Source organism: Streptomyces sp. NPDC013317 (genome assembly GCF_055563155.1).
The window spans coordinates 498923-516764 of sequence record NZ_JBVHDX010000004.1; the positions used below are offsets into that span (position 1 = coordinate 498923).

16 protein-coding genes are annotated in these 17842 nt (G+C 73.2%); 5 read left to right on the top strand and 11 right to left on the bottom strand.

The window, feature by feature from the left end; all coding sequences use genetic code 11:
- Positions 1 to 38: 38 nt before the first annotated feature.
- Both ACZ3IJ_RS15030 and ACZ3IJ_RS15035 read right to left on the bottom strand, forming a co-directional pair.
- Entirely contained in the window at positions 39 to 599 is a 561-nt protein-coding gene (locus ACZ3IJ_RS15030; RefSeq protein WP_467468209.1) for an RBBP9/YdeN family alpha/beta hydrolase, read from the bottom strand.
- A gap of 230 nt (positions 600 to 829) precedes the next feature.
- Positions 830 to 3100, bottom strand: coding sequence for an ATP-binding cassette domain-containing protein (locus tag ACZ3IJ_RS15035; protein ID WP_467468211.1), 2271 nt, complete (start codon positions 3098 to 3100; stop codon positions 830 to 832).
- A 99-nt stretch (positions 3101 to 3199) separates the two neighbouring features.
- On the opposite strand from ACZ3IJ_RS15035, the gene ACZ3IJ_RS15040 reads away from it, so the two are divergent.
- Entirely contained in the window at positions 3200 to 4000 is an 801-nt protein-coding gene (locus ACZ3IJ_RS15040) for a TetR/AcrR family transcriptional regulator (protein ID WP_467468213.1), read from the top strand.
- Here ACZ3IJ_RS15040 and ACZ3IJ_RS15045 read toward each other — a convergent pair.
- The gene (locus ACZ3IJ_RS15045) at positions 3960 to 4565 is read right to left on the bottom strand and encodes a TetR/AcrR family transcriptional regulator (RefSeq protein WP_467468426.1); all 606 of its coding nucleotides are present in this window, start codon (positions 4563 to 4565) and stop codon (positions 3960 to 3962) included. The two genes, ACZ3IJ_RS15040 and ACZ3IJ_RS15045, sit on opposite strands and share 41 nt — an antisense overlap.
- A gap of 460 nt (positions 4566 to 5025) precedes the next feature.
- On the opposite strand from ACZ3IJ_RS15045, the gene wrbA reads away from it, so the two are divergent.
- The 3 genes from wrbA (at position 5026) to ACZ3IJ_RS15060 (ending at position 7950) form a co-directional block, all read left to right on the top strand.
- Entirely contained in the window at positions 5026 to 5634 is a 609-nt protein-coding gene (gene wrbA, locus ACZ3IJ_RS15050; RefSeq protein WP_391799937.1) for an NAD(P)H:quinone oxidoreductase, read from the top strand.
- A 190-nt stretch (positions 5635 to 5824) separates the two neighbouring features.
- The gene (locus ACZ3IJ_RS15055; protein WP_467468216.1) at positions 5825 to 7207 is read left to right on the top strand and encodes an MBL fold metallo-hydrolase; all 1383 of its coding nucleotides are present in this window, start codon (positions 5825 to 5827) and stop codon (positions 7205 to 7207) included.
- A complete protein-coding gene (locus tag ACZ3IJ_RS15060) occupies positions 7201 to 7950 on the top strand; it encodes a sulfite exporter TauE/SafE family protein (RefSeq protein WP_467468218.1) in 750 nt (249 codons plus the stop codon). Before ACZ3IJ_RS15055 ends, ACZ3IJ_RS15060 begins: the two co-directional genes overlap by 7 nt.
- Positions 7951 to 8015: 65 nt before the next feature.
- Here ACZ3IJ_RS15060 and ACZ3IJ_RS15065 read toward each other — a convergent pair whose 3' ends face one another.
- On the bottom strand, positions 8016 to 8303 hold the full coding sequence (locus ACZ3IJ_RS15065; RefSeq protein ID WP_352192439.1) for a metal-sensitive transcriptional regulator: 288 nt from the start codon (positions 8301 to 8303) through the stop codon (positions 8016 to 8018).
- A gap of 81 nt (positions 8304 to 8384) precedes the next feature.
- On the opposite strand from ACZ3IJ_RS15065, the gene ACZ3IJ_RS15070 reads away from it, so the two are divergent.
- Positions 8385 to 8981 carry a rhodanese-like domain-containing protein gene (locus tag ACZ3IJ_RS15070; protein ID WP_467468220.1) on the top strand — a complete coding sequence of 199 codons (597 nt, stop codon included), beginning with the start codon at positions 8385 to 8387 and terminating at the stop codon, positions 8979 to 8981.
- Positions 8982 to 9011: 30 nt separating this feature from the next.
- On the opposite strand, the gene ACZ3IJ_RS15075 is transcribed toward ACZ3IJ_RS15070, so the two are convergent.
- From ACZ3IJ_RS15075 to ACZ3IJ_RS15105, 7 genes are all read right to left on the bottom strand, one after another.
- Positions 9012 to 11078: a TerD family protein gene (locus ACZ3IJ_RS15075; protein WP_467468222.1), complete on the bottom strand. Its 2067-nt coding sequence runs from the start codon at positions 11076 to 11078 to the stop codon at positions 9012 to 9014.
- Between the two features lie 164 nt (positions 11079 to 11242).
- Positions 11243 to 12457, bottom strand: a complete 1215-nt coding sequence (locus ACZ3IJ_RS15080) for an RNA polymerase sigma factor (protein ID WP_467468224.1) — start codon at positions 12455 to 12457, stop codon at positions 11243 to 11245.
- Between the two features lie 2 nt (positions 12458 to 12459).
- Positions 12460 to 12885: a YciI family protein gene (locus tag ACZ3IJ_RS15085; protein ID WP_391799935.1), complete on the bottom strand. Its 426-nt coding sequence runs from the start codon at positions 12883 to 12885 to the stop codon at positions 12460 to 12462.
- 292 nt (positions 12886 to 13177) lie between these two features.
- On the bottom strand, positions 13178 to 14377 hold the full coding sequence (locus ACZ3IJ_RS15090; protein ID WP_467468226.1) for a winged helix DNA-binding domain-containing protein: 1200 nt from the start codon (positions 14375 to 14377) through the stop codon (positions 13178 to 13180).
- A 277-nt stretch (positions 14378 to 14654) separates the two neighbouring features.
- Positions 14655 to 15710, bottom strand: coding sequence for an aldo/keto reductase (locus ACZ3IJ_RS15095; protein WP_467468228.1), 1056 nt, complete (start codon positions 15708 to 15710; stop codon positions 14655 to 14657).
- 62 nt (positions 15711 to 15772) lie between these two features.
- Positions 15773 to 16774, bottom strand: coding sequence for an alpha/beta fold hydrolase (locus tag ACZ3IJ_RS15100; protein ID WP_467468230.1), 1002 nt, complete (start codon positions 16772 to 16774; stop codon positions 15773 to 15775).
- Positions 16771 to 17781, bottom strand: a complete 1011-nt coding sequence (locus ACZ3IJ_RS15105; protein WP_467468231.1) for an ArsR/SmtB family transcription factor — start codon at positions 17779 to 17781, stop codon at positions 16771 to 16773. Before ACZ3IJ_RS15105 ends, ACZ3IJ_RS15100 begins: the two co-directional genes overlap by 4 nt.
- Positions 17782 to 17842 lie beyond the last annotated feature (61 nt).

The following is a 17842-nucleotide window of genomic DNA, read 5'->3' on the forward strand; positions in this document are numbered from 1 at the left end:
CGCCCGGGAGGGCGACGGCCTGGGCCCCGAGGCCTCGTCTACCGGGGCCCGAGCCGGGTCGCCGGGTCTTCGCACCAGCGCAGTACCGACGGCCACTCCCCGTACCCGGAGTCCGGGGTGAGGTGCTCGCCGCCGGGGATCACGTCCATGTCGAGGCCGAGGGGGGTGCCGTAGGGGACGTCGGCGCCCTCGGGGCAGTAGGGGTCCCCGGCCGCGTAGACGAGCCGCGTCGGTGCATCGAGCCGTACGGAGCCGAGGTCGAGCCCTGCGGCGAACGCGGCTATCTCCGGGATCGAGGCCGTGACGGCGGGGGAGGGCGGGGCGACGAGCAGGACCCGGTCGACGTCGGGCGAGGCGGCGCGCAGCCAGAGCAGGACGGAGAGACTGTGCGCGATGACGACGAACTCGCCCTCGGCGGGCCGGTGGAGGTGCGCGCGCAGCGCCGCCGTCCAGTCCTCCAGTACGGGTGCGTCCGGCTCGGGCAGCTGCGGGTAGCGCACCTCGTGCCCGCGCTCGGCGAGCCGGCCGGCGAGCCAGTGGTGCCAGTGGCCGGGCGGACGGTGGTTCTGGAAGCCGTGCAGGATGAGGAAGGTCGCCATGGGCGTGATGGTGCGCCGAGGCCGGTGGCCGGGTCCAGATCGTTTCAGGGTGTGGACGGGGGCCGGGGGCCGGAGGCGCGGGATGGCGAGGCCGAGGGGGCCGGGCGCGGGGGCACCCGGGCGCGGGGAGGCCGGGGCGCGGAGGCACCCGGGCGCGGGGAGGCCGGGGCGCGGAGGCACCCGGGCGCGGGAGGTGTATCGGTGTCGGCCCCCCGCGCCCGCGGCCTGGCTCAGGCGCCCACGTACTCCCGCAGGTGGCGCGCCGTCAGCGTGTCGCCCTTCTCGACCAGCTCGGACGGCGTGCCCTCGAAGACGATCCGGCCGCCGTCGTGGCCCGCGCCGGGACCGAGGTCGATCAGCCAGTCGGCGTGCGCCATGACCGCCTGGTGGTGCTCGATGACCACGACCGTGTTGCCCGCCTCGACGAGCCGGTCCAGAAGGGCGAGGAGCTGGTCGACGTCGGCCAGGTGGAGGCCGGTCGTCGGCTCGTCGAGGACGTAGACCGCGCCCTTCTCGGCCATGTGGATCGCCAGCTTCAGGCGCTGGCGCTCGCCGCCCGAGAGGGTGTTGAGGGGCTGGCCGAGACGGAGGTAGCCGAGGCCGACGTCCTTCAGCCGGCCGAGGATCGTCCGGGCCTGGCCCTTCGCCGTGAAGAAGTCGTACGCCTCCTCGACGGACATCGACAGGACCTCGTGGATGTTCCTGCCGTCGAGCGTGTAGGCGAGCACCTCGCGCGTGAAGCGCTTCCCCTCGCACTCCTCGCAGACGGAGGCGACGCCCGCCATCATCGCGAGGTCGGTGTAGACGAGTCCGAGGCCGTTGCACTTCGGGCAGGCGCCCTCCGAGTTGGCGCTGAAGAGCGCCGCCTTGACCCCGTTGGCCTTGGCGAAGGCGGTACGGATCGGGTTCAGCAGTCCGGTGTACGTCGCCGGGTTCGAGCGGCGCGAGCCGCGGATCGGGGACTGGTCGGCGACGACCACCCCGTCCCGGCCCGGCAGGTTGCCGTGGACGAGGGACGACTTTCCGGAGCCGGCGACGCCCGTGACGACGGTCAGGACGCCGGTCGGGATCTCGACGCTCACGTTCCGGAGGTTGTGCTGCGAGGCGCCCATGATGGAGAGCGCGCCGGTGCGGGGGCGTACCTCGGGGCGGAGCTTCGCCCGGTGCGCGAGGTGCTCGCCGGTCAGTGTCCCGGAGGCGCGCAGGCCCGGCACGTCGCCGGAGTAGCAGATCTCGCCGCCGTTCGACCCGGCGCGCGGGCCGAGGTCGACGACGTGGTCGGCGATCTCGATGACCTCCGGCTTGTGCTCCACGACGAGGACGGTGTTGCCCTTGTCGCGCAGCCGCAGCAGCAGGTCGTTCATGCGGCGGATGTCGTGCGGGTGCAGGCCGGTGGTGGGCTCGTCGAAGACGTACGTCACGTCGGTGAGGGAGGAGCCGAGGTGGCGCACCATCTTCACGCGCTGCGCCTCGCCGCCCGAGAGCGTGCCGGAGGCCCGGTCCAGGCTGAGGTAGCCGAGCCCGATCTCGACGAGGGAGTCGAGCAGTTCGCGCAGGCCGGCCAGGAGCGGGGCGACGGAGGGGTCCTCGATCCGGCGTACGAACGCGGCGAGGTCGCTGATCTGCATCGCCGAGCACTCGGCGATGTTCACCCCGTCGATACGGGAGGAGAGCGCGGCCCGCGTCAGGCGGGTGCCCTCGCACTCCGGGCAGGTGCGGAAGACGACGGCCCGGTCCACGAAGGCGCGGATGTGGGCCTGCATGGCGTCCCGGTCCTTGGAGAGGACGGTCCGCTGGAGCTTCACCACGAGACCCTCGTAGGTGAAGTTGTTGCTGCCGACCTTCACCTTGCACGAGGGACGGTGGAGGAAGTCCTCCCACTCCTGCCCGGTGAATTCGGCCAGCTTCTTGTCGGGGTCGTAGAAGCCGGACTGGGCCATGATCTGCCACATCCAGGAGTCGACGGCGTACCCCGGAACGGTGATCGCGCCCTCGTTGAGGGACCTGCTGCGGTCCACGAGCTCGTCGACGTCGATGTCGGAGATCTGGCCGACGCCCTCGCAGCGCGGGCACATGCCCTCGGGCAGGTTGAAGCTGAAGGCGCCGGAGGTGCCGACGTGCGGGGTGCCGAGACGGCTGAAGACGATGCGCAGCATCGTGTACGCGTCGGTCGCCGTGCCCACCGTGGAGCGGGAGTTGGCGCCCATCCGCTCCTGGTCGACGACGATCGCGGCGCTGAGGTTGTGCAGTCCGTCCACGTCCGGGCGGCCGAGCGCCGGCATGAAGGACTGGAGGAAGGCGCTGTAGGTCTCGTTGATCAGGCGCTGCGACTCGGCGGCGATGGTGCCGAAGACGAGCGAGGACTTCCCGGAGCCGGAGACGCCGGTGAAGACGGTGAGGCGGCGCTTGGGGAGGTCGACGTCGACGTTCCTGAGGTTGTTCTCGCGGGCCCCGCGGACCTGGATGACGTGGTGGTTGTCCGCTGCGGCGGGGGTGGTCATGGCTGCGCCCTCCGATGGTGGTCCCAGTACCCGAGCCACGTTACTCTATACAGCGTACAAAGTATTGGGAAATAGGTCTGACCTGCGAGAATGGGTGTCATGGTGAAGGAGCGGAGCAGCGGCGCGGGGGATCCCGCGCGGACCCTCGAACTGCTGTGGCGGGATGGTTCCCCGCCGCTCGCCGGAGGCCGGCGCGGCCCCCGGCAGGGGCTGACCGTCGACGGGGTCGTCGACGCGGCGATCGCCCTGGCCGACGAGGGCGGGCTCGACGCGCTCACCATGCGCGCGGTCGCGCAGCGCCTCGGCGTGACCCCGATGACCCTCTACACGTACGTCCCCGGCAAGGCCGAACTGCTCGACCTGATGCTCGACCTGGTCTTCCGGCGGATGCCCCGAACCCCCTTCGCGCCGGAGGAGCCCTGGCGGGAGCGGGTGACGGCGGTCGCCGACGAGAACCGCGCGCTCTATCTACGGCACCCCTGGCTGGTCGAACTGCGGGTCCACCGGCCTCCGCTCGGGCCCGGGGTGATGACGAAGTACGAGCACGAGCTCGGTGCCTTCGAAGGGCTCGGCCTCGACGACGTGGCCATGGACTCGGCGCTGACGCATCTGCTCGGGTTCGTGCAGTCCGCCGCCCGTACGGAGCTGGACGCGCGGGCCGTCGACCGGGAGAGCGCGATGTCCGACCACGAGTGGTGGGACGCCCACGCGCCGCTGCTGGCCCGGATGTTCGACGCGGAGCGGTTCCCGCTGGCGTCGCGGGTGGGGGAGGCGGCGGCCGTGGCGTACGAGGGCATGTACAGCCCCGACCACGCCTACGCCTTCGGTCTGGCGCGCGTCCTGGACGGACTCGCGGCGCTCATCCCCCCAGGTTCAGCAGCGCGTCGACCCCGGCCTTGAGCTCCTCGGCGGAGAGCGCGCGTTCGACGGTGAGGTGGTGCATCAGGCTCGGCGAGAACGGCGCGAGCAGCAGGTGCGCGAGGAGCGCCGGGTTGGTTTCGGGCCGGACGCGGGCGAGCAGCATCGCGACGTGGGCGTGCATGGCGAGGTACGCGCCGCTGGTGTAGCGCGCGCTCGGGGCGGCGGCCTGGGCGGCGAGCAGCAGCTCGCGCTGCTCGATGATCCGGTCGACGAGGGCGTCGAGGAAGGCGCGCAGGCGCTCGTCGTCGGGTGCGCCGGGGCCGAGCGGCGGCGGGCCGCTCAGGTACGCCTCCTGGAACTGGCGCTCCCGGTCGTCGAGGAGCGCCCACAGGAGCTGGGCTACGTCGCCGAAGCGGCGGTAGACGGTGCCGACGCCTATCCCGCTGGCGTGGGCGACCTGGTTCATGGTCACGGCCTCGGGCCCCACCTCGGCGACGATCCGGGCGGCCGCGTCGAGGATCCTGCGCCGGTTCCGCGCGGCATCGGCCCGCTCGGTCACGACGGGCGCTCCGGCGGCGGGGAGCAGGGTGACGGCGGGGGGTATGGCGCCGCCGGCCGGGGGCGCGGCGGAGGCTGCCGGGCGGGCGGGAGCGGCCGGGCGGGCGGGGGCGGCCGGGCGGGCGGGGGCCTGGGGCGCCTCGCTCGTCTCGGACGCCTCGCTCGTCCCGTGCGCCTGGCTCGTCCCGTGCGCCGGCCCGGGCGCCTGGCCCGTCCCGGGTACTGGCCCGGACGCCTCGCTCGTTCCGTGCGTCGGCCCGGGCGCCTGGCTCGTTCCGTGCGTCCGGCCCTGGCGGTGGTCCGCTCCGGTGTTCTTCGTGCGCGCCATGTCCGCCTCCGCCTCCGCCTGTCCGCTCGCTCGCTCCGATCCCCGTCGGTCGCTTCCTGCCCCCGAGCATAACGGAGCGCTATCCGGTTCCTCGATGATTCCCCTTGCAAAGCGGATGAGTATCCGTTTACGCTCGGAACCGTTGAAGCGGAAATGAATCCGGTTGAAGGGGTACGTCATGTCCGTCAAGGTCGCCGTCATCTACTACTCGTCCACCGGCAGCGTGCACCAGCTCGCCCAGGCCGTCGCCGAAGGTGCGGAGAAGGCCGGCGCGGAGGTCCGGCTGCGGCGCGTGACCGAGCTCGCCCCCGACGCCGCCATCGACGGCAACCCGGCATGGCGCGCCCACGTCGACGCGACCGGTGACGTCGAGATCGCCACGCTCGACGACCTGGAGTGGGCGGACGCGTACGCGCTCGGCTCGCCGACCCGGTACGGCAACATCGCCGCCCAGCTGAAGCAGTTCATCGACACCACCGGCGGCCTGTGGGCGCGCGGCGCCTTCGCCGACAAGCCCGCGACGGCCTTCACGAGCGCCCACAACGTTCACGGTGGCAACGAGTCCACGCTGCTGGCGCTCTACAACACCTTCCACCACTGGGGTTCGGTCATCGTCTCCCCCGGTTACACCGACGCCTCCGTCTACGCCGCGGGCGGCAACCCCTACGGCACCTCGCACCCGGCCGCGAACGGCGCCCCGGACGAGAACACCCTCCAGGCCGCTCGCTACCAGGGCGCCCGCCTCGCGAAGATCGCCAAGCGTCTGAAGGGCCTCGCGACCGACTGACCTGCGGCGACACATCGCCTTCCGCGTCCCCCAAGGGCCGGGCCTCCGTACGGCGGAGGCCCGGCCCTTTGCCGTTCCGGCAAGCGGGCTGGATACCCCCGGGGGTACTTCTGTTAGGGTCACGGAGTCGCTTGGATACCCCGGGGGGTAATTGAGCTCGTGCTTCCGAGCTCGGAAGGAGGACAAGGCCGTGTTCTTCGTGGATACCGTCGACATGCCCGGCCTCGGCAATCGCGGATACCTCGCGGGCGGAACCGCCCGCGCCGTCGTGATCGACCCGCCGCGTGACATCGACCGCGTGCTCACCGCGGCGGCCCTGCGCGGTGTGCGGATCTCCCACGTGCTGGAGACCCATGTGCACAACGACTACGTGAGCGGCGGCCGCGAGCTGGCCCGGATCACCGGGGCCGTGCACGTGGTCCCGGCCGCCGCCCCCGTCGCGTACGACCGGCTCCCCGTCTCCGACGGGGACAGGCTCGAGATCGACGAGGGCCTCGCCGTGCGGGCCATGGCCACCCCCGGCCACACCCCGCACCACACCTCGTACGTCCTGGAGGAGGCCGGCCGGGCCGCCGCCGTCTTCACCGGCGGCTCGCTGCTCATCGGCACCGTCGGCCGCCCCGACCTGGTCGAACCCCGGCTGACCGAGCGGCTCGCCCGCGCCCAGCACGCCTCCGCGCACCGCCTCGCCGCCGAACTCCCCGCGGACACCGCCGTGCTGCCCACCCACGGGTTCGGCAGCTTCTGCGCCTCCGGCCCGTCCTCGCCCGACGCCGGTCCCACCACCATCGGTGAGCAGGCGGCGGTGAACGCGGCCCTGGTCAAGGACGCCGACACCTTCGTCGCCGAGCTGCTCGCCGGTCTCGACGACGTCCCCGCGTACTACGCCCACATGGGCCCGCTCAACACCGTCGGCGCGGCGCCCGTCGACCTCACCCCTCCGCCCGTCGCGGATTCCGAGGAGATCGCGGCGCGGCTGGCCGCGGGCGAGTGGGTCGTGGACCTGCGCGGCCGGATGGCCTTCGCGGAGGGGCACGTGGCCGGCTCGTTCAACATCGAGGCGGGCGGTCAGCTCGCGGCCCACCTGGCCTGGCTCATTCCGTGGGGCAGGCCGGTGACGTTGCTCGCGGAGTCGCCGGGCCAACTGGCCGAGGCCCAGCGGGAGCTGGTGCGAGTCGGCATCGACCGCCCGGCGGCCGCCGCGACCGGCGGCCCCGAGGACTGGGTGCGGGCGGGGGAGCGGCCGGAGACGTACCGCCGCGCCGTCTTCGCGGACCTCGCCGAGGTGGAGGGGTCGGCCGAGGTGGAGGGGTCGGCCGGGACCGTCCGTGTACTGGACGTACGGCGGGACTCCGAGCGCTCCTCGGCCGGCCACATCCCGGGGTCGCTCCACATCCCGCTGCACCTGCTCCGTTCCCGGATGGGCGAGATACCCGCCGGCACGACCGTCTGGGTGCACTGCGCCGGCGGGATGCGGGCCGCGATCGCCGCGTCGATGCTGGCCGCGGTCGGCCACGACGTCGTGGCGATCGACGACTCGTTCGCGAACGCGCCTGTCCCGAACCGGTGTTGATCGCCCTCGCCGGAGGCGCCGTCGTCGGGCTCGCGCTCGGGGCGCTCGGGGGCGGCGGCAGCGTGCTCGCCGTACCGGTACTGATCTATCTCCTCGGTTTCGCGCCGCCCGCGGCGGCGACCGCGAGCCTGCTCATCGTGCTCGCGACCTCGGCGACCGCCCTGTTCGCCCACGCCCGGGACGGTCAGGTGCGGTGGGGGACGGGCGCGCTGTTCGCGGCGGCGGGGCTGGTACCGGCGGCGCTCGGCGGACTGCTCTCGGCCCGGCTCCCGGAGTGGCTCCTGACGACCGGCTTCGCGGTGGTGGCGGGAGTGGCGGCGGTGCGGATGGTACGACCGGCTCGTGTCGCCGAGGCCGAGGCGGTTCGGATGGGGGCTCCGGCGGTCGCGGGTGCGGGCGCCGGGCTCGGCGCGGTCACCGGTGTCCTCGGCGTGGGCGGCGGCTTCTTGACCGTACCGGCGCTCGTCCAGGTCGTCGGCCTGCGGATGCGGACGGCGGTCGGGACCAGCCTGCTGATCGTCTCCGTCAACGCGCTGGCCGCCCTGCTCGCGCGCGGCGGCGGAGGCACGGCCGGATCCTTCGACTGGGCCGTGGTCGCCCCCTTCGCGGGTGCGGCGATCCTCGGCGCCTGGGACGGGCGGCGGCTGGCCGCCAGGATCCGCGGAGAGACGCTGCGCCGCGTGTTCGGCGCGGTGCTGCTGGCGGTGTCGGCGCTGATGCTGCTCGACGCAGCTCTCGACTGAGCCAGACGCCGCGCCCCAGGCCACCCCCGCCGGTCACCCGCCGACAGGCCACCGTCCGCCGGCGGCTACGCGAGCGAGAGGAAGAGCTTCTCCAGCCGGGCCCGCATCTGCTCGCGGTCCTCGCCGTCCTTCTGGCCGGCGTCGATGTCCGTCAGGCACTGCTGCAGGCCCGTCGCGATGATCGCGAAACCGGCCCGGTCCAGGGCCCGGGAGGCGGCGGCGAGCTGGGTCACGACCTCCTCGCAGTCACGGCCCTCCTCGATCATCCGGATCACGCCGGAGATCTGGCCCTGTGCCCGGCGCAGCCGGTTCAGGACGGCCTTCAGCTCGGCGCCCGCGAGATCCAGTTCCACCACTCCTCCTCCACAGATACCCCAGGGGGTAATTTACTCCCCCGAACGGGGTCCCGTCGAAGACCAAGGATGACACCTGTCATGACCGCTCCCCGCTCCCTCGACGCAGACCAGGCCCTGGCCCGACTCGGCGATCTGACGGTCGTCGACGTCCGTACGCCCGGCGAGTACGCCGCAGGTCATGTGCCGGGCGCCCTCAACGTCCCGCTCGACCGGCTCTCCCGCGCGCTCCCCGCGCTCAAGGAGGCCGCCGCGCGGGGCGAGCTGCTCGTGGTGTGCCAGTCGGGCAACCGCTCCGCCCGCGCCTGCGCACAGCTCGCCGCGCACGGCGTGACCGCGCTCGACCTCACGGGCGGCACCACGGGCTGGTCCGCGCGCGGCCACGCCCTCGCCCGCCCCGAGGGCGCGCCGGCCCGCGCCACCTGGGCGATGGAACGCCAGGTCCGCCTCGCCGCCGGATCCCTGATCCTGACCGGCCTGGCCCTGGGACTGCTCCTCCACCCGGCCTGGCAGCTGCTCTCGGCGGCCGCCGCGGGCGGCCTCGTCCTCGCGGCGCTCACGAACACCTGCGGCATGGCAGCAGTACTGGCCAGACTCCCGCACAACCGCCCCACCCACTGCACCCCGGACCTGAACACCACCCTGACCCACCTCGGCTCGGCCCCGGACACTCCCTGACGGAGGGCGGCCGCCGGCGGGACGGCGTGCTCAGCTCAGGGCCACCGGCTGCTCCCCGCCGGACCGCTGACGAGGTGTGCCGCGCTCGAACTGGCCGAGGTGCGTGACGACCGTCCCGTAGAAGCGGTCGACGGCGTCGTCGACGCTGCGGATGAAGCCAGACTCAGTACTGCCCCGGCTCCCGCCCATGCCCTTGAAGAGCGTGAGCCGGAATCCTGAGATCGGGGCTCCGTCCTTCGGCAGCAGGTCACCGGGTTCGGGCCGCAAACGCTCCAGTGTGCCGCGAGGTCCGTTCCCGCCGTCCACCAGCGTCTGGACGTGGAGGTCGGCGGGCGCCTCGGCGAGAACCCGGACGAGCCGCTTGGCGATCGTGAGCGGGTAGCCGCCCTCCGGTGCCGGAAGGTCCACCGACGTGCGCAACTTCCCCGTCCGCAGGTCCGCGGTGATCGCGAGGACGCCATGCGCCCCGTCGACTCGCACCTCCGCCGACAGGCGGCCCTCCTCGCACAACCGGTCCGCGAGCTCAGCACGTCGGGACGCAGGGTCCGTGCCTCGCTTGGCCCGCTGGACGGGCAGGGCCTTCTGCCCGAGCTCACCTCCGAGGCGCAGACAGACCTGACGGATCAGCCGTTCCCAGCTCTCGACCACGTCGACGGCCTGACGGTCGCCCTGGCAGAGCGTCTCGGCGTCGATTCCGTTGCGCACGGGGACCCATGACGGGCCCATGTTCTGGAAGCCGTGGCAGCCCGAGTTCTCGTGCTGGAGGTAGTGCAGCAGCTCCTCCAGCAGCCAGGCGTGCGCCGCGTTGCCGACGCCCTCGTGCCGGATCAGCATCTGTGCCTGATGGGCCACTTCGGCCCAGGAGAGGTGCCAGAGCGCCACCTTGTGCTTGCGACGTCCGTCGATCTTGACGTCGACGAGCGGGCTGCCTTCCAGGGCCACGTCGTTGGAGAGCGTGATGACCGCTTCGTAGCCTCGCCGGGCCGCGATGTCCATGTAGTTCTGGACCTGCTCCGCCTTCAGCGGATTCCCGTTGGTCTTCGTCTCGACGAGAGCGGTCCAGAGCTTGCCGGCCCGCTCCACCCTGATCACCCCGTCGGGCCGCTTGGGGGTGTCTCCGTGGGGGAGGGCGACCTCGGAGAACGTCTGCATCCGCCCGGCCGGGGCACCGAACCCGGCCGTGAGCCGACGGCCGAACTCCGGGACCTCCGCCATCACCGAGAGGAGCACCGAGGTCGCCCGGACCTCCCGTTCCCTGTCGCTCTTGTACGACGGGACAGGGAAGAGGCGAGCCGGCTTCCAGGAGTCGCTCTCAGCGAGGGACTTCTTGGCCGCCTTGGGGAGGGTGACCTTCTTCTTGGCCGTGCGCGGGCCACGGCGCCCGCGGGCAGGTGCAGGTGTCGTCGCGGTGGCCTCCGGTGTCGGGCCGGTGCGGCCGGTCCTCGGCGCGGGCTGCGCCGGAACGGCGTCGAGCAGACGTTCGGCTGCAGGATCCGCCGCCGTCGGCGGTTCGGCGTCATGCGTTCCGAGGCCCGTACCGTCGGCCTCTTCGTCATCGACGACATCGATGCCGAAGTCGGTGGCGAGACCGGCAAGTCCGGTCTCGTACCCCTGTCCGACGGCGCGGAACTTCCATTCCTCGTTGCGCCGGTAGAGCTCGCCGAAGATGAACGCGGTCTCGATCGTGGCGTCCGTGATGGAGAAGCCGAGGAGGGCTTCGCCCGACCGGTCGGAGACGGTCATCCGGAGGTCGTCGAGGGCCCCGAAGGTCGTCGTTCCGTACTGACTCGCGGCGACGACGATGCGCGTCACGTCCGAGGGTACGGCGGTGAGGTCCAGCCCGATGCGGTCCTCGCTGCCGTTGTCCGTCGGGGTCTTGCCCAGGAGCTGCACACTGCCGTCGGCGGCGGCGGGGTGGTTGTAGAAGTAGAAGTCGGCGTCGCTGCGAACCTTGCCGCTGCTGTCGAGAAGCAGAACGGACACGTCCGCGTCGCCGTCCCCGGCCGCGCTGCTCCAACTCAGGCCCACGAAAACCGAGCTCGCGTCCTCGCTCAGCGAGGCCAGCCCGACATTGGCTCCCTTGGACATCTCGTGCATATGTCCCCCCACGGACACGCGGCCGTCGTCGGAGAGTGCGAACGGTCGCGAAAGATCTGGTTCCGGATGTTCGACCCATGGGGAACCGTAGCCGTCGGGGCCGGAGTACGAGGACGTGATGTGAAATTCAGTGCAATTCACGAAACGAACGGACGGTCTCGCGTTCACCGGCTCAGTCGGGCGGCCTTGGTGTGGAGGTAGTGGCGTTCCGGGAGGCTGAGGGTGAGGGCGGCGGCCTGGGTGTAGGCGGCGCGGGCGGCTTCGGTCGCGCCCGTGCGCTCCAGGAGGTGGGCGCGGACCGCCCAGAGTCGGTGGTGGTCCTTCAGGCGCGGTTCCAGGGCGGTGAGTTCGGTGAGGCCCGCCTCCGGGCCGTGGGTCATCGCGACGGCGACCACGCGGCCCAGTTCTGCCATCGGGTCGGGCCAGTCGGCGACCAGGACGTCGTAGAGGGCGAGGATCTGCGGCCAGTCCGTGTCCTCGGCAACGCGGGCCTCGTCGTGGAGCGCGGAGATCGCCGCCTGGAGCTGGTACGGCCCCGGCGGGCCCTCGGTCAGCGCCTCCTCCACCAGGGCCGTGCCCTCGGTGATCGCGGCCCGGTCCCAGAGCGACCGGTCCTGCTCGTCGAGCGGGACCAGTTCGCCGTGCGGGCCCGTGCGGGCGGCGCTGCGGGCCTCCGTGAGGAGCATCAGGGCGAGGAGCCCCGTCACCGTGGCCTCGCGGGGGAGCAGTCTGCGGACCGCCCGCGTCAGCCGGATCGCCTCCTGCGCCAGGTCGGCCCGGCGGAGGGCGGCGCCCGAGGTGGCGGTGTAGCCCTCGTTGAAGATCAGGTACAGCACCTGCAGGACCGTCGCCAGGCGTGCGTCCCGGTCGTCGGGGCCGGGCGGATGGAAGGGGTGGTCGCGCAGCTTCGCCTTCGCCCGGCTGATCCGCTGGGCGATCGTCGCCTCCGGTACGAGATGCGCCCGGGCGATCTCCGCCGTCGTGAGACCCCCGACCGCGCGCAGCGTCAGCGCGATCCGGGCGGCGGGCGCGAGAGAGGGGTCGCAGCAGAGGAAGAGCAGCGTCAGGGTGTCGTCGTCGGACGGCGCGGCCCGGGTCTCGCGGGGTTCCAGACGCGCCGCGGTCTCCTCCCGCCGGGCCCGCGCCTCGTCCGCCCGCAGCTGGTCCGTCAGCCGCCGCGCGGCCACCCGGATGAGCCAGCCCCGCGGATTCGCGGGCGTCCCGGACTCCGGCCACTGCCGGGCCGCGGCCAGCAGGGCCTCCTGCACGGCGTCCTCGGCGGCGTCGAAGTGCCCGTACCGGCGCACGAGCGCGCCGAGGACCTGCGGCGCGTGCCTGCGCAGCAGGTCCTCGACGGTCTCGTCCCCGTCCACGTCCACGCTCAGCCGGCGAGGAACTCGGACTCGGACCGCTCGTCGATCTGGCGGATCACCACCGGGTACTCCGGCGCACCGTCGGGCTGCGGGCACCGCGCGACGCGCGCAGCGATCTCCGTGACCCGCTCCAGGCTCGCGCAGTCGAGAACCCAGTAGCCGGCGAGCAGCTCCTTCGTCTCGCTGTACGGCCCGTCGGTGATCACCGGCTGCCCGGCCTTGTCGACGGAGACGAACCGGGTCCTGGCCGGCTCGACGAGACCCTGCGCGTCGACCAGTTCTCCCGACTCCGCGAGGTCGTTGTTGATCGATCCCATGTGCTCGAACATCGCCTGCATGTCCTGCTCGCTCCACGCGGGGCCCTGCCCGGTGCTCTTGCCGGTCATCGTGTCGTAGTCGGCCTGGGACCCCTGCACCATGACGAGGTACTTCATGACGTTCTCCTTCGGAGGCGGTGGCTTCGCTTCACCCGTTCCCGGATGCCTTTCACAGGGGACGTCGGAGCCGCGTGCCGATTCTCGACACCTCGCCGGGAGCCGGAGGCGTTTTCTTCGGGATTCCACCCGGGGGGACCACGGACGCCCTTGCGCCGGCGCCGGCGCGTGCCCGGCGCCGGTGCGTGCTGGGGTCGGGCGCGTACCCGGGTCGGGTGCTTGCGCGGCTCGGGTGCCTGCTCGGGTGCCTGCTCGGGTCGGGCGCGCACCCGGGCCCGGGTACGCGAACGGGCTACGGCGCGCCCGCGAGCTCCCGTTCCAGCGGTGTACGGAACCGGGGCGTCACCCGGGCCTCCCCCAGCCGGCCGCGCAGCCGCGCCGCCTCCGCCTCTACGGCCGCCGTCGCCTCCGCACCACCCTCCTCACCCCGGCCGCTCAGGAGACGGACCGCGATCTCGCCGTCCGGGCGCTGCGCCCAGCCGCCGACGACACGGCCGTTCCACCACACGGTGGGGCCGATGTTGCCGTTGCGGTCGAAGAGCGCGGCCCGGTGCGCGGGATCGGTGTACCAGTCGCGGTGCTGCCAGCCCATCGCCGTCGGGTCCAGGGCGGGGAGCAGCGCCGCCCACGGTTCGGGGTCGGCCCGTACGGGTTCGAGGTCGTCGGGCAGGACATGGCCGGTGCCCTCCGCCAGCTCCACCGGCTCCGCGCCCGTCGCCGCGAGCGCTCTGCGGACGTCGGTGACCTTCCATCCGGTCCACCACTTCAGGTCCGCCTCGGTCGCGGGACCGCAGGCCGCCAGCCACCGCCGTACGAGTTCGGCGTGGGCGTCCCCGTCGCTCGGGTGGGGCTGCCGGGGCGTCGGCGCCCAGCGGAACTGGCTGGAGGTCCACGCCCCCAGCGGGCGCCCCCGCGCGATCCGGCCCTCCATGCCGAGGATCCGCAGCAGCCGGCTGGAGAGCGACTGGGGCCCTTCCTGCCGGGTGCCGATCCCGTACAGGTACTGCGCGCGCAGCCGTGGCACGGCCCGGCCCAGCTCCGCCCCGGTGGCCTCGCCCCGTGCCGTCAGCTCGGCCAGGACCTGCCGCTCGGTCTCGGCGAGCCAGGCCTCGTCGTACTCGCTGCCCTTGCGCAGGTCCCTGAGCAGCATCGTGCGCTCGCGGACGGCGACGTCGCGGGTGGTCGAGGCGTGGACGGCGGGGACGAGAGCGGTCGGGAAGACGAAGAGCGTGTGCCGCATGCCGTGCATCCGGGTCAGCGTCCGGTCCTCGTACAGGGCCCGTTCGAGCCCGGCCACCGGACTTCCGCCCCCGGCGAGCCGCGCCCCCACGGCGAGGAACACGCTCGCGGGGTCGGTCGCGTGCAGGGCGACGAGGGAGGCCGCGACCTCCTCGGCGCTCGACGCCCGCGCCGACGGCGCCAGCCGGTGGCGTACGGCGAGGCGGGCCCGGCGTTCGTCGGCGTCGACCCGGCGGCGTGTGTGCGTCCCCATACGAGCAAGCATGGACCAGGGACGGCGCCGGGGCGGGCTACCCGGGAGGAGTGGCCGGCCCGCCGCGGGCCGCTCGAGCACGGACCCGCGCTCGAGCGGCCCGTCTTGGGCGCGGGCCCGCGCGGGCGGCCGCCGAGCGCGTGAGCCCTCGCTCGGGTGGCCCGTGTCGCGCGTAGGCCCGTGTTCGGGTGGCCCGTCTTGTGCGCGGGCCCGCGCGGGCGGCCGCCGAGCGCGTAAGCCCACGCTCGGGCGGTTTCGCGCGCGAGCGGTCGCCCGGTCAGCCCGCCGCGCGGTCCGTCGTCGGCCTCCGCCGCAGCGACACGTCCGTCAGGGACTCCGGCTGCCAGACGCCGTCCGCCCGGTAGAGGTTCGTCCCCGGCGGGACGATCTCGTCGATCCGGTCGAGGACCTCGTCGTCGAGGAGGAGCGACGCGCCCTTCAGCAGCCCCTCCAGCTGTTCCCCCGTCCGGGGCCCGATGATCACGGACGTCACCGCCGGGTGCGCCGTCACGAACGCGAGGGCCAGCTCGGGCAGCGAGCAGCCGATCTGCTCGGCCAGAGCGGCCAGTTGCTCGACGGCCTCGAACTTGGCCGCGTTGCCGGGGAGTTCCGGGTCGAAGCGGTGCGGGGTGAGCGCGGGGCGCCCGCCGGTCAGGTCGACCGGCCGGCCCTTGCGGTACTTCCCGGAGAGGAACCCGGAGGCCAGCGGGCTCCAGGTCAGCACACCCATCCCGTACCGCTGCGCCACCGGCAGCACCGAGGCCTCCACGCCCCGCGCGAGCAGCGAGTACGGCGGCTGCTCGGTACGGAAGCGGCGCAGTCCGCGGCGCTCGGCGACGGCGTGCGCCTCGACGATCTCCTCGGCGGGGAAGGTGGAGCAGCCGAACGCCCGGATCTTGCCCTGGGCCTGGAGGTCCCCGAGGACGGAGAGCGTCTCCTCGACGTCCGTACGGTGGTCGGGCCGGTGGACCTGGTAGAGGTCGATCCAGTCGGTACCGAGCCGCGTCAGGCTGTCCTCGACCGCGCGGGTGAGCCAGCGCCGGGAGAGCCCGCCGCGGGCCGGCCCCTCGCCCATCGGGAAGTACCCCTTCGTCGCGAGGACGGTCTCGGCGCGGCGGCGCGGGTCGCGCAGCGCCTGGCCGACGATCTCCTCGGACTCGCCGGTCGAGTACATGTCGGCGGTGTCCACGAAGTTGATGCCCTGGTCGAGGGCGGCGTGGATGATCCGTACGGAGTCCGCGTGGTCGGGGTTGCCGACGGCGCCGAACATCATCGTTCCGAGGCAGTACGCGCTGACTTCGATGCCGGTTCCGCCGAGTACGCGATAACGCATGCTTCTCATCTCCCCGTTGGGCGTGCGGGCCGGGTGTGCGCGGCCGCTTCGCGCGACGCACTCTAGAAGTTGGAGTGGACTCCAGCGCAAGGGGTGACTGGGCCGGGGCCTTCCCGGCCTTCCCAGCCTTCCGGGCCTTCCGGGCCTTCCTGGTCTTTCCGTCCTTCCTGGCCTTCCGGACCGCTCGGGCCTTCCCGGCCGTCCGCGACTTCCGATCCGTCCACGTCGCGGAGGAACGCGGCGAGCAGCTGGTGGAGTGCGTCCGGCCGCTCCAGATGGACGTCGTGCCCCGTGGCCGGGACGCTCGCGGTCCAGGTGTCGGGGCGCCGGCCGACCATGCCGTCCAACTCGTCCGCCGTGATGATCCCGTTCTGGGCGATCACCATGAGCTTCGGGCAGTCGATCGCCGCCCACTCCTCCCACCAGGCCCGGGTGCCGTTCTCGGCGAGCGAGCGCACCATGACCTCGGCGTCGAATCGCGGCCACAGCCCGCCGCCGTCCCGTTCCTGGAGGCCGGCCGCCCAGCCCTCGCCCACGGGGCCGCCACCCAGGAACCGCGCGGCCGCCTCCCGGGTGGGGAACGGCACCGGCCAGCTCTTCAGCCACGCGCCGATGTCGTCGGCGACCCCCGGGTCACCCTGCGCGGCCCCGGCCTCGACGAGCACCACACCCCTCAGCAGGCCGGGGTGGGCGGCCGCGGTGAGCATGGCGGCGTGCCCGCCGAGCGACTGCCCGATCAACACGGGCCGGGTGAGGCCGAGTTCCTCGATGACGGCCACGGTGTCGGCGACGTACGCGGCGCGTGAGGTGTCCTGCGGGAGGCGCTCGCTGAGGCCGTGCCCGCGCTGGTCGACGGCGACGACCCGGTGGCCCTCGGCCCGGAGCCGTACGGCGGTGGCGTCCCACTCGCCGGCGTGCCCGGCGAGCCCGTGCAGGAGGACGACGGCGGGCGAGGTCCCGTCGCCGCCGTCGCCGTCGCCGTCGCCCCAGTCGCGGCAGGAGAGCCGTACTCCGTCGCGTATGACGACACGCTCGGACCAGGGCGAGGACCATGACCAGGTCATACGAGTTCCTCCGTGGGAGAGAGCAAGGCGTCCGCGACCGAGGTGCGGGCGTAGAGGACCGAGCGGCCGCTGCGGTGCGCGGTGACGAGGCCCGCGTCGCGCAGCGCGGTGAGGTGCTGCGAGACGGCGGCGGCCGACAGGCCGCAGTCGGCGGCGAGTCGGGTGGTGGATGCCGGGGTGTCGAGTTCGGTGAGGAGCAGGGTGCGGGAACGGCCGAGTACGGCGGCGACGGCATCGGTCGCGGCGGACCTGCGCGGCTCCCAGAGGTTGCCGATACCGCGTGCAGGATAGGCGAGTTGGGGCGGTTCGGGTGACACCGAGCGGGTCAGGACTCGGGGCCAGGCGAACGCCGAGGGGACGAGCAGCAGCCCGGAGCCCGCCTCGTCCCGGGTCAGCGCGCAGTGGCGGCGGACCAGGCGGAGGGTGCCGTCGTCCCACCGTACGGTCTCGTGCAGTTCGCTCAGGACACGCGCCGAGCCGTGTTCGGCCACCTGCCGGGCGCGGTGGAAGACGTCGGCTTCGAGGAGGCGGCGGATGCGGGCCCAGTAGGGGGCGAGGGCGAGTTCCCAGTACGCCTCGATCTCGGCGGCGACCTTCTCCAGGGCCTCCTCGGGGGCCTCGCGCAGCAGCCGCATACGGGGCGAGGGGCGGTGCCCGGGGCCGCGCGGCTCCTTGGTGCGGAGGATGTCCAGGTCCTTGCGCACCTGCGCGGGCGTGGAGGTGCGGATGGCGTCGAGCTCGGCGGCGAGGGTGGGGAAGGGGGTGGTGGGGGTCGGGTTGAGGAAGTCGGCGAGGTAACCGTGCCCGGGGATCAGCTCGGCGAGCCAGCCGCGGTCGAGCCCGGCGGCGCCGATCCGGGGCCGCACCTGAGCGGCCCAACGCCGATGCAGGGGCGGGTCGTCGGCCTCGCGGAGCAGTCGGAAGCTGGTGACGACCTCCCACATGGGGGAGACCGCGAAACGGGTCTGGGCCAGATCGGCCGCCGAGAAACTGAGTCCGGTCTCCACGCGCGCGCCCCCTCGTCACCGACGGTGGATTCGGCCTGAGCTTAATCAATGGATGGGTCGG